Consider the following 11,951-nt stretch of genomic DNA (forward strand, 5'->3'; position numbering starts at 1 on the left):
CGCCCGCGGAACGCTCGCGCGATGAGGTTAGTATTGGTGATTCTGTCGCGCTCAGACTTCAACGCCCGCGGAACGCTCGCGCGAGCTGGTCGCTGAGCGGCTTGACCAGGAACGAGGCCACGGTGCGCGGCGTGGTCTGGATGAAGGCTTCGACCGGCATGCCGGCCAGCAGGTGCAGTCCCTCGAGACGGGAGAGTTCGCCTTCGGAAACGCGAATGCGCACGGAGTAATAGGGCTCCGTCGCCCTGTCCTCCTGCGTGACGTCGGCCCCGATATGGACCACCTCGCCATCGACCTCGGGCGTCGTGCGCTGGTTGAACGCGGCGAAGCGCAGGACGGCGTGCTGGCCGACATGGATCTGGTCGATGTCCTGCGGCACGACCTTGGCATCGACGATCAGCGCGTCGGAGTCCGGCACGATCAGCATGAGCGGCTCGCCGGCCTGGACGACGCCGCCCACGGTGTGGACGTTGCGCTGGAACACCTTGCCGTCCTGCGGCGCCACGAGATCGATGCGCTTCAGCTGATCCTCGGCCGAGACGCGGCGCTCGCTCATCTCGGATTTCTTGGCGCGGATCTCGGCCAGTTCCTTGCCGACCTCGGTGGCGAGATCCTGGTCGATCTGGTGGATCTTGAGTTCGAGCTCGGCGATGCGGCCCCGGCTCTGCGCCAGGGAGGCGACCAGGGCGGATCGCTCGCCCTCCATGCGGGCGGAATCGCGCTCGAGCGTGGTGACGCGGCTGATCGGCACGAGATTCTGCTTCCACAGCACGCGAACGCCCTCCAGCTCCTGAGCGAGCAGCTTCAGTTCCTTGCCCTTGGCGACTTCCTGCGCCTCCGTGCCTTCGATCTGGAGATTGAGCTGCTTGATCTGTTCCTTGAGCTGGGCCTTCTGGCCGTCACGCGCCGTCCGGCGCATCTCGAACAGCTTCTGTTCGCCGGTCATCAGGCGCGCGATCTCCGGATCCCCCGCCCGCGAGGTCAGCTCCGGCGGAAACTCGACGACCTTGTCGTTGTCCCGCTCCGCCTCGAAACGCGCCTGGCGGGCGGCCAGCTCGTCGAGCGACTTGGTCACGATGCCGAGATTGGCCTTGGCCTGGGTGCCGTCGAGCCGGACGACGACGTCGCCCTGCTTGACCTTGTCGCCTTCCTTGACGAGCAACTCGCCGACGACGCCGCCGGTCGGGTGCTGGATCTTCTTCACGTTGGTGTCGACGACGAGTTTGCCGGGCGCGATCACCGCGCCGGACAGTTGTGTCGTGGCCGCCCAGCCCCCGACCCCGAACACGAGGAGGAGGCAGGCGGCGACGCCGACCAGGAGGGGTTTGCGGGTGATGGCCGGGATCGACACGGGCGGAGTCATGACGGCTCCCGCGGGCGAACGACCGGCATCCGAAGGGGAGACGGCGGGGCGCCCGCCGCCTGGGCGCCCGCCGCCTGGGCGGCGGCGGCCTGGGCGGCGCCGGTCTGAGGCGCCGCGGCCTTCAGCGTCTCGCGCAGGACGGCGTCCTTCGGCCCGAAGGCCTGCTGCCGGCCGCCACGCATCACCATGAGCTGGTCCACGGCGGCCAGGGCGCTCGGCCGGTGGGCGACGACGATGGCGATACCGCCGCGTGCCCGCACCGACATGATGGCCCGGGTCAGGGCTTCCTCGCCGTCATGGTCGAGGCTGGAATTGGGCTCGTCCAGCACCACGAGGAAGGGATCGCCGTAGAGCGCCCTCGCCAGGCCCACACGCTGCCGCTGTCCGGCCGACAGGGCGGTGCCGCCCTCGCCCATCTCGGTCTCGTAGCCGTTGGGCAGGCCGAGAATCAGCTCATGCACGCCGGCAGCCTGCGCCGCCGCGATCACCTTGGTGGCGTCGGGTTCGGGCTCCAGGCGGGCGATGTTCTGTGCGACCGTGCCGGCGAACAGCTCCATGTCCTGCGGCAGGTAGCCGATATGCTCGCCCAGCGCTTCGGACGACCACTGGTCCAGGGTGGCGCCGTCGATCCGGATCTTGCCGGCCACGGGCTGCCATACGCCCACGAGGGCGCGTACGAGGGACGATTTCCCGGACGCGCTGGGGCCGATGATGCCCAGCCCCTGCCCGGCCTTGAGGGTGAGCGCGATGTCACGGGCCACCAGCATGTTCACGCCCGGCGGCGCCACGCTGACCGCTTCGACCGACAGCGATGCCTTGGGCCTCGGCAGCTGCAGCATGTTGCGGTCGGCCGGGATTCGCGCCAGCAGGTTGTTGAGACGGTGCCAGCTCTGTCGTGCCGAGACGAAGACCCGCCACTGGGCGATCACCTGCTCGACCGGCGCGAGCGCCCGCGCCGAGAGGATCGAGCCGGCAATGATGATGCCCGCCGTCGCCTGCTGCTTGATCACGAGATAGGCGCCGACCGCCAGTACGGCGGACTGCAGCGCCATGCGCAGCGCGCGCGAGAAGCTTCCCATGCCGCCGGTGATGTCGCCGGCCCGCTGATGGGCGTCGACGTAGCGACGCCCATAGTCCGACCACTGGCGGGCGAAGCGGCCGACCATGCCCATCGCATGCAGGACCTCCGAATTGCGGCGACTCGCTTCAGCCAGGCTGTTCCGCCGGCTGGAGAGCGACGAGAGTTCGATCGACGGCTGGCGGATCTTGACCTCGGTCATGAAGGTGATGGCCACCAGGATCAAGGCACCCACCGTCGCCGTGAGCCCGAGCAGCGGATGAAACAGGTAGCAGATGCCGAGATAGAGCGGCATCCAGGGCAGGTCGAACAGTGCCGCCGGACCGGTCCCCGACATGAAGCCGCGGATCTGGTCGAGATCGCGAACCGGCTCGAAACCGTTCATCTGCGGCGCCCGCAGCGGCAGCTTGACCAGAAGTTGGTAGATTCGCCGGTCCATCGTCTCGGCGAACCCGCCGGCGATCCGGATCAGGACGCGGTTGCGGACGATGTCGAGGATGGCCTGGAAACCGTAGAGGCCGAGAGCGAGAAGGCAGAGCGCCACCAGGGTGGGAACGCTGCGACTCGGCAGCACCCGGTCGTAGACCTGGAGCATGAAGAACGAGCCGGTGAGATATAGAATGTTCAGGACGGCGGTGAACAGCGCCACGCCCAGATAGGACGTCCGGCATGACCGCAATGCCTCCGCCAGTTCCGTCCGTGGCGATCCTGCTGCTGGAGAAGGGGCTCGCGTCATGTCGTTCGTCACGTCCTAGTCAGCCGCCCCTGCCGTCCCTCGACGGCAGGCGGGAGACCCGTAGCATTCGCCCAGCGCGGCTGTCTCGCCCTTTTGACTGCAAAAGCCGCGTTGGCGGAGATTTCACGGGGCCGACATAATGGGGAATCGCAACCTTCGACCATCGTGATGGCGGCTTGAGGTTGCAGCGCGCACGATCGTCGACCATCTTCAGGCCGCCGCATATTCCGTGCGATCGCCAGCCTTCAATTTAAGCAGACGGAAACGGTCAGCATGCCTTCAGCACCTCCGGTCGGTGTGGTGATTGCCAACTACAACAACGGCGCCTTCGTGGGGAGAGCCATCGAGTCGGTCGCCCGCCAGTCCTGCCGAAACCTTCGCACGCTCGTCGTCGACGATGCCTCGACGGACAATTCCGACGAAGAGATTCGCCAGTGCCTGTCGCGTCTCGGCGATTCAAGATTCGACTATGTCCGCCTGGACACCAATGTCGGACAGACCGGCGCGATCAAACGCGGACTCGCGCAGTTGGACACGCCTTTCGTCGGCTTCCTGGATTCCGACGACATCTGGTATGAAAATTTCATAGAGCGGCATCTGTGCGTTCATATGAATGCCGACTTCCCCGTCGCCCTCACCTACTGCGATTCGCACATCATCGACGCCGATGACCGTGCGCTGGCGGGCACTGCCTGGTGGTTCGAGCATGGCGTCAGGGGCCACAGCGGCATCGACCCCGCAATGGCACCGACGATCGACACCACGACCGGCCAGTTCTCCTTTCCCAGGAGCGGGCGGCTGACCATGCATCCGCACTGGACGGCGCTCAGCGCCACGAACAGCATGGCGAGCATGATGTTCCGGCGCAGCTTCGTGGACCTTGTGCTCGTCGTCCCCGACCAGGACCTGAGACTCTACCTCGACTACTACCTGTCGACCTTCGCCGGCCTGCTGACGGGCTCGATCGCCATTCACGATGCCCTGTATGGCTATCGCATGCACGGCTCCAACAAACATTCGAACGCCACGGTCATGGGCGGCGCGTATAACTCCTCGACCAAGGACTGGGGACCGATCAGCAGCCACATCCTCCAGCTGGTGCAGCGCGTCCTCGACCAGGAAGCCTCCTCCATCCGGGCCTCCTTCGGCGAGTGGCGTCACGCCCATTCGCAGGCGCTGGTGAAGCGAGCGCTCGATGCCCGCTCGACCGGCAGCAGGGGCTCGTGGATCCGCTTCCTCGACTCGCTATCGACCGGAACACGGAACGTGCTCGGTCGCGCTCGTTCATTCATGGGCGAACGACGATGACGCTCGGCGCGCTGGAGGCGGCGTGACAGGAAGAAGCCTCGACAGCGCCGTCTTCGTCGGCACGGCCCGTGACTGTGCCCGCTGGCTGCCGGACGTTCTCGCCAATCTCGCGAAGCTGTCGCAGCTCTACGATCGGACGGCCTTCATTTTCGCCGTCAGCGACGCAACCGACGCCACCGCCACCCTGTTACGGAACTGGATGGGTAAGGAACGGGCAGGGAAGGTTCTCGATCTCGGCGAGCTCGCCGGACGGTTCGAGCTGCGGACCGAACGCATCGCTTTCGCGCGCAACGCCTGCCTGGAAGAAGTGCGCGGCTCCGCTTTCGCGGAATACGGCCACCTGGTCGTCGCGGACATGGACGACGTCCTCGCCGCACCACTCGACCTCGGGTCCTATGTCCGAGCAGCCGAATGGCTCGACGCTTCACCCGACCGGGCCGCCGTGTTCGCGAGCGCCTCCCCCTGTTACTACGACATCTGGGCGCTCCGGCATCCAACCTGGTGCCCGCACGATTGCTGGCACCGGATCTGGGGACGGCCGAGCGGCGAATCGTTCGAGGCCGCCAAGTTCCGTGAAGTCTTCGCCCGCCAGATCGTATTGCCGCCACAGATGGAACCGATCGAGGTTCGCTCGGCGTTCGGCGGGCTGGGGCTTTACCGCATGCCCTATGCGCTGAACGCGAGGTATCTCGGCCTCGACGCCGAGGGACGCGAAGTCTCGGAGCATGTCGCCTTCAACGAGGCGATCGCAAGCGCCGGCGGCCGCCTGTTCGTCTTCCCCGACCTGCAGGTCCGGGCGCCACAGCAGCATCTCTACAATGCCAGCGAATTCGGCTTGCGATGGCGTGCCACGATGCGGCTGCGCCAGGCCATGGAGCGCTATCGTCCCGCCTGGCGCGCGCTCCAACGGTGATGACGATGAAGACGCTCATCGTCGATCCGGCCATCCATTCCCGCGGCGGGCATCATTACGCCGCGATAGACCGGTTGCAGGCCGAGCTTGCCGGGCTGGGGATCGACGCCCCCTGCCTCGGCTCCATCGCCGCCACGCCAGACGTCGCGCGCGCGCTCGACTGTACGGCCGTCTTCACGGGGCCGGTGTATGGCCGCGACTATGCCAGCCCCAGAGAGTTCGAGGGGCGAGTCGCCCAGACGAGTCGCGAACTGGCGCGCGCCCTGAAACATCCTGGCAGTTGGCCCGATATCCTGATCCTGCCCTGCTGCGATCAGGTACTCGCTGCCTCCGTGGCGCGCGTGTTGAGGCGCCACCCGCTGAAGCCTCCGCCTCAGGTGCTGATGTGGCTGCTCTATGGGCCCCATCACCAGCTCGCGCCGTACAATCCCGCCTCGATCCCCTGTCATGACGAGGCGCGCCGTGGCTTCACCGCCCTTCTCGCGGCCCTCGGCGACCGGCGGCATCTCACCGCCTACAGCGAGACGGAAGCCATGGCCGCGTTCTATCGCAAGCTGCTGCCCTTCGACGTCGGCGTCGCATCGGGTGCCGGTATCGCCCTGCCGTCCTCGCCCCTGGAATCGCCTTCGGACACGACCGATCATCCTCATCTGACGATCGCCGGATTCGCCAATCGTTCGAAGGGCTACCGTCTGCTGCCCGAGGCGATCCCACGGCTGCTGCAACGTCATCCGACGTCGCGCTTCACGGTTCATGGGATCGTCGCGGGATCGGATGCCGAGGACGAGAGCTGGATCTTCGACGATCTGGAAAAGCTCGGGCCGCGCGTCGACATACGCAGGGGCGTGCTGTCCGACGAAGACTATATCGACCTGCTTTCCCGTACCGACCTGCTGCTGCTTCCATACGATCCCGAGTCCTACAGCGCACGCGGCTCGGGAATGTCCAACGAGGCGCGACGCATGGGCATCCCCATCGTGGCGCCTGCGGACTGCGCCTTCGCGTGGCCCGCCTTCGAGGAAGGGCACGGCGTTGCCATGTCCCGCTACAGTCCGGATGGGCTCGCCGAGGCCACGGTCGACGCTCTGAGCCGGCTGGATACCCTGAAAGCCCGGGCCTCGTCGGCTGCCGTCACGGCGAAGGACTCCCTGCGCGACATTCTGGAGGCCACCGTCGAGGCTGCGCGCGCGCGTCCGCATCACGGAGCCACCCACGCCCTGCGTCGTCTGCTAGGGGCTGCCCCTTAAGCCGAGCGACGCAAGATAGGACCAGCGCACCGTGCCATTGTGCAGCCGGATGCCGTCGAGATATTGCCCGGTGGCCCGGTCCACCACCTCCTCGGACGGCCTCTCCTTCAGAGTGCCATCGGCGTAGGCCACGATCTCGTTCCAGCCATCGGGCCGCGGGATCGACACGATGGTCGATTGCGTATCGAGGTTCTTGTAGGTCCAGAAGGACCAGCCGATCCCGTGCATCTCGTGCAGGCGACGAAACTCCTCGTTCCATTCGTCATTGAGTTCCCCTGTCTCGCCGAGGAACAGCGGCACGTCGTAGAAGTTCGCAAAGTTCAGGTGCCGCTGGATCGCATCGCGCTGCGTCGAGGCCCAGAACGAATGATAGGTATAGGCGAGATTGCGCGCGAAGGGCCGCCCGAGCATGGCGAAGCTGGAGCTCCACTGGCCGCCCGCCAGGATCACGATGCGCTCGGGATCGACCTCGCGGATCGCCGCCGTCGTCCGCTTGTAGAACGGCTCCAGCCGCGCGTTCAGGGTCGCCACGTCGTGGTACGGGGCGATCGGCTCGTTCAGGATGTCGTAGCCCAGGATCGTGGGATTGCCGCGATAGCGCTGCGCGATTGCCCGCCACAGCTTCACGGTGAGATCGCGGTCGCGCCGCACGTAGAACATCAGCGGATAGCCCGGCCCGTCATCATGGTTGATCCCGGTCTGGCCACCGGGCGCCGCGTGCAGGTCGGGAATCACGTACAGGCCGGCGGCGGCGGCCCAGCCGACCACCCGGTCGAGCAGCGGCCAGCCATCGCCGCCCAGTTCACCGTCGGCGGTCATGAACAACCGCCAGTGCAGCGGAATCCGCACCATGTTGAAGCCGACCGCCTTGATGAAGCGGATGTCGTCCTCGGTAACATAGGCGTCACGATACTGCCGCCAGAACCGTGCGGCGCGCTCCGGCCCCAGAAGCCGGTCGAAGGCGCCATAGATCTGGCGCGGCGACTTCGCGACCTCGAACTTGAACATGTAGCCTTCCGGCATCAGCCAGTTGCCGAGGCTGATTCCCTTGAGGCGCAGGATGCGACCGTTTGGCTCGACGAAATTCTTGCCCTCGATCCGGACCAACGCCTCGGCATGGAGGGGCGCGACATAACCAAGCAACATCAGGAGAGCGACGAGGAGGCGCATGACGGGACTGTAGCAGGACACTAAGGTTCGCTCCGTCATGATTCTCGCCTCGCTTCTTCTGCCGATGGCGGTCGCCGCCATCGTCTTCCTCATCCAGCGCGTCCGCCTGCCCGTCTTTCTCGCGATCATGGCCACCGTGGTCGTCTACGGCATCGCCGCCGACATGACCTTCGACTCGGTCGGCAAGGCGTTCGGGCTGGGTTTCACGGCGGCACTGGAACAGACGGGCCTGCTGGTCGTCGCGGGAGCGCTGGTCGGAGGTCTGGTCCTGCGCACGCCGCTCGGCACAGGAACCTCGGCGGCGGCCGGTCTGGTAGCGGGCCTTGGAGCCTCGGCGCCGGCCGGGCTGGCGCTCCTGCAGCCGGCAGGGCAGGACGCTCCGCGGCGTGCGCTGGGCCTCGCGCTCACCTTGCTCGCGGTCGCCGCGCTCCTGGCGCCGTCGCCGCTCGCCGTCGCTGCCGCCTCGGTGATGAAAGCCGGCCTCTGGAGCGGGTTCATGCTCGCCCTGCCTGTTACCGCGGTCGCCGTGGCACTGGGCTGGTGGCACGTGGCGCGGCAGGTCCCCTCCCAGCCGACCGAAGGACAGCTCTCCTGGGCCTGGCTCTGCATCGGCATCCCGCTCGGGCTGCTGTTCCTGCAGTCGGTGGCGCAGATGCCAAGCGAACCTCTGGGCAGGGGCGGCGCTCGCGAATTCTACATCGGTATTTCCAGGCCGTTGATGCTGACGGCCATCGCCGTCACCCTGGCGGTCCTGTTCGCACGGCGCTGGGAGCCTTCGGTCCTGGCCGGCCGGTCGTGGGCGCCACTTCTCCTGGCGGTCGGTGCATCGGGCGGCCTCGCCCGGGTATTCGACGAGACCGGCATGTCGGAGCTGCTGGCAGAATATGCGCTGCACCCGCGCTACGGGGTGCTGACGCCGTTCCTGGCCGCGGCCATCGTGAAGACGATGCAGGGCAATTCGCTCACCGCCGTCCTCACGGCCTCGGGCATGGTCGAGCCGATGCTGCCGGCGCTCGGCCTCGACAGCGCCTCGGGCCGCGCCATCGCGGCCGCGGCCGTGGGTGCGGGATCGATGGCGATCTGCCACGTCAACGACCCGTTCTTCTGGATCGCAGCCCATATGGGCCGGCTCTCGCCCGGCCGCGCCCTCTACGTGATCTCGCTGGGCAGCGCCGTCATGGCAATCGGCGCCCTGATCGTGATCGCGGCGATCCGTCAGTTCATTTAGATCGGGACGAAGTCAGATCATCAAGTCCGTCGTCTCGACCGAAGCGCGGAGTGGCGAGACGGCGGATCTCATTGGTGTCGAGACTCCCGTCATCCCGCGATGAGCCCCTCCTCGCGGGCCTTGATCTGCAAGGCGAGGTAGCGCGAATAGATGCGGCATTGGGCAAGGCTGCCGGCGATGAACCACAGGCCGGGCTGCGGCGTCGGCTTGAACATGTTGGCGAGTTCGCCGCCGGCATCGAAGCCCCAGACCGGACCGATCCGATCGGCCACCGCGTCGCCCAGGAAGGCCCGCACCGTTTCCTGCTGGTTCTTGTAGCCGGTGGCGACCACTACCAGTTCGGCCTCGCGCAGGGTGCCGTCCTTGAGGCGCACGCCGCCGGCCTCGAACCCTGCGATGTCGTCGTACTGCAGCAGCTTGATTCGCCCCTCGACGATCATGTCGGAGCAGCCGACGTTGAAGTAGTAACCACCGCCGCGGCGCAGATACATCATCTGGAAGCCGGTATCGTCCTCGCCATAGGTGAGGCGGAAGCCGCGCTTCTCCAGTCCCGCCAGGAGATCGCGGTCGACCTGGCGCATCTCGGCGGTCGAGAGCTGGTAGGCGCGCCGCATCACCGCATAGGGCGAGGCGGCGGCCAGCAGGTCGCAATCCTCGAACGGCAGGCCTTCGGTGTAGATCGCATAGACCTTCTGGGCCTCCCGGATCGACACGACGTAGGTCGGGCTGCGCTGTACCAGGGTCACATCGGCGCCGCTGGCGCAGAGATCCTGCGCCACGTCGTGGCCGCTGTTGCCGGTGCCGACCACGATCGCCTTGCGCCCCTTCCAGTCCACGCCGTTCGTATAGGCCCCGGAATGCATCACCGTGCCGGCAAACGAATCGAGACCCGGCAGCGATGGCTTGACCGGAATGGCGCTGACGCCGGTGGCGAAGACGACATGGCGCGGATGCAGCTCGCGCTCCGTCCCGTCGCCGCGCTTCAGGCTCACCGTCCACCGTTGAGCGGCCTCGTCATAGCGGCCCGAGGTGAGCTCTGTGTCGGTCCAGTAGTTGAGGTCGAGATTCTCGACATAGGCCTCGAACCAGTTCGCCAGCTTGTCCTTGGGAATGAACACCGGAAAGGTCGAGGGGAACGGCATCAGCGGCAGGTGATTGACGTGCACCTCGTTATGCAGGGTGAGCGAATGATAGCGCCGCCGCCAGTTGTCGCCGATGCGTTGATGGCGATCGACGATCAGCGTATCGACGCCCAACGCCCGCAGGCGCGCGCCGGTCGCCAGACCTGCCTGACCGCCGCCGACCACGAGCACGGCCGGATCGCGATCCTCATAGGCCTGTGCCTTCCGGCGCTGGTCGAGCCAGTTGTCGCCGCCGAAGTCGCGACTGTAGCGCTCGGCATCGCTCAGCTCGCGCGGCCTCCCGTCGGGCCAGCCTTGCAACTCCTCGAGCGTGGTGAGCAGCGACCAGGCCCGCCACGCGCCATCGGACTCGACGAGGCGCACGACGGCGTTGGCATGGCCGAAGGCGGTTTCGAATTCGAAGATCGCCTCGATGCACTCGATGCCGGCCCGCTTCACGCGACGCGGCGGCGTGCGCGCGGCGGGGATCTCCACATCCTTCGCGGCGGTGCGTGTCAGCACCGGCACCAGAGCCGCCTCGATCGCCCCCCGCCCGGAACGGGTGACGACGTCCCAGGTGAAGGCCAGCACGTCGCGCCAATGGCCGTCGGGCATGAACGTCGCCGCGATGGAAGCGGCATCCCGAGCCTGAAGCGCGGCCCCGAATGAATCGAGCCAACGCGTGGCGATCTCTCCGGCCTCGTCAGGAACTTCGGCAAACTGTACGGACATCAAACTACTCCCGAAGAAAATCAGTCGAGCTTCACGCCCGAGGCCTTGACCGCGGGCTCCCAGAGCTTGCGGTCCTCGGCCAGGAACCGGTCGAAACCGGCACGGCCGGGCGGCGGCAGGTCGAGCCCGAGATCGTCGTTCCAGCGCTTCTGGATCACGGGCGACTTCAGCGCCTCGGCGATCGCGGCCTCGAGCCTGGCCAGGATCGGTTCGGGCGTGCCGGCCGGTGCGCCGATCCCGTACCACGAGGTGGCGACATAACCCGGCACGGTCTCGGCGATGGCCGGGATGTCGGGTGCAGCCTTGGAGCGCTGGGCCGAGGTGACGCCCAGCCCCTTGAGCTTTCCGCCGCGGACCTGCGGCAGCATCGAGGGCATGTTGGCGAACATCATGTTCACCACGCCCGCCATCAGGTCGGAATAGACCGGGCCGGCGCCCTTGTAGGGGACATGGATGATGTCGACCCCGGCCATCTTCTTGAACAGCTCGCCGCTCAGGTGCAGCGACGTGCCGGGGCCCGACGAGGCAAAGGAATACTTGCCCGGCTCCTTCTTGCAGAGCGCAATCAGCTCGGCGACGTTGTTGGCCGGCAGCGACGGCGTCACGCCCAGCAGGTTGGCAAGGAGCGCGACGCGCGAGACCGCCACGATGTCCTTGTCCGGATTATAGGGCAGCCTCGAATAGAGCATCGGGTTCAGCGTATGGCTGGCCACCGAGATGAGGCCGATCGTGTAGCCGTCGGGGGCCGCCCGCGCGAGTTCGACCGTGCCGATGTTGCCGCCCGCGCCGCCCTTGTTCTCGACGACGAAGCTTTGGCCAAGCGAACGCGAAAGCTGTTCGCACATCAGACGGCTCACCGTGTCGGTGCCGCCGCCCGCCGCAAAGGGACAGATGAACTTCACGGTCCTGGTGGGCCACGCCCCCTGGCCCCGTGCAACGGCGGGAACGATCGACGGCGCGGCAAGGGCCGCGACGAGCAGGCTCCGTCTCTTCATGGCGTTTCCCCGATTTGTGTTTTTTTCTTTTTAGACACCGCAGCGTAACCTCGCTGGGTA

General features: G+C 66.8%; 9 protein-coding genes. 4 read left to right on the forward strand and 5 right to left on the reverse strand.

Annotated features, from left to right (window positions below):
• Positions 1–58 precede the first annotated feature (58 nt).
• Positions 59–1,363, reverse strand: a complete 1,305-nt coding sequence (locus ACT6UX_RS00885; RefSeq protein WP_444773248.1) for an HlyD family type I secretion periplasmic adaptor subunit — start codon at positions 1,361–1,363, stop codon at positions 59–61.
• The gene (locus ACT6UX_RS00890) at positions 1,360–3,177 is read right to left on the reverse strand and encodes a type I secretion system permease/ATPase (protein ID WP_444773249.1); all 1,818 of its coding nucleotides are present in this window, start codon (positions 3,175–3,177) and stop codon (positions 1,360–1,362) included. The genes ACT6UX_RS00885 and ACT6UX_RS00890 overlap by 4 nt, the downstream gene beginning before the upstream one ends.
• Positions 3,178–3,450: 273 nt before the next feature.
• Here ACT6UX_RS00890 and ACT6UX_RS00895 point away from each other — a divergent pair, with 273 nt between their 5' ends.
• The 3 genes from ACT6UX_RS00895 to ACT6UX_RS00905 are packed head-to-tail and all read left to right on the forward strand — an operon-like array spanning position 3,451 to position 6,645.
• Entirely contained in the window at positions 3,451–4,485 is a 1,035-nt protein-coding gene (locus tag ACT6UX_RS00895) for a glycosyltransferase family 2 protein (protein ID WP_444773250.1), read from the forward strand.
• A 22-nt stretch (positions 4,486–4,507) separates the two neighbouring features.
• Complete coding sequence (locus tag ACT6UX_RS00900; protein WP_444773251.1) at positions 4,508–5,398, forward strand: glycosyltransferase family A protein; 891 nt, start codon at positions 4,508–4,510, stop codon at positions 5,396–5,398.
• 5 nt (positions 5,399–5,403) lie between these two features.
• Positions 5,404–6,645, forward strand: coding sequence for a glycosyltransferase (locus ACT6UX_RS00905; protein WP_444773252.1), 1,242 nt, complete (start codon positions 5,404–5,406; stop codon positions 6,643–6,645).
• Here ACT6UX_RS00905 and ACT6UX_RS00910 read toward each other — a convergent pair.
• Positions 6,628–7,854, reverse strand: a complete 1,227-nt coding sequence (locus ACT6UX_RS00910; protein WP_444773253.1) for a glycoside hydrolase family 5 protein — start codon at positions 7,852–7,854, stop codon at positions 6,628–6,630. The genes ACT6UX_RS00905 and ACT6UX_RS00910 overlap by 18 nt on opposite strands.
• Here ACT6UX_RS00910 and ACT6UX_RS00915 point away from each other — a divergent pair.
• Complete coding sequence (locus tag ACT6UX_RS00915; protein WP_444773254.1) at positions 7,853–9,043, forward strand: GntT/GntP/DsdX family permease; 1,191 nt, start codon at positions 7,853–7,855, stop codon at positions 9,041–9,043. The genes ACT6UX_RS00910 and ACT6UX_RS00915 overlap by 2 nt on opposite strands.
• A gap of 89 nt (positions 9,044–9,132) precedes the next feature.
• Here the strand turns inward: ACT6UX_RS00915 and ACT6UX_RS00920 are convergent, their stop codons facing one another.
• Both ACT6UX_RS00920 and ACT6UX_RS00925 read right to left on the reverse strand, forming a co-directional pair.
• Positions 9,133–10,896: a flavin-containing monooxygenase gene (locus ACT6UX_RS00920; protein WP_444773255.1), complete on the reverse strand. Its 1,764-nt coding sequence runs from the start codon at positions 10,894–10,896 to the stop codon at positions 9,133–9,135.
• A 20-nt stretch (positions 10,897–10,916) separates the two neighbouring features.
• On the reverse strand, positions 10,917–11,891 hold the full coding sequence (locus tag ACT6UX_RS00925) for a Bug family tripartite tricarboxylate transporter substrate binding protein (RefSeq protein ID WP_444773256.1): 975 nt from the start codon (positions 11,889–11,891) through the stop codon (positions 10,917–10,919).
• Positions 11,892–11,951 lie beyond the last annotated feature (60 nt).

The organism is Reyranella sp. (assembly GCF_052439685.1).
Classification (GTDB): Bacteria; Pseudomonadota; Alphaproteobacteria; order Reyranellales; family Reyranellaceae; genus Reyranella.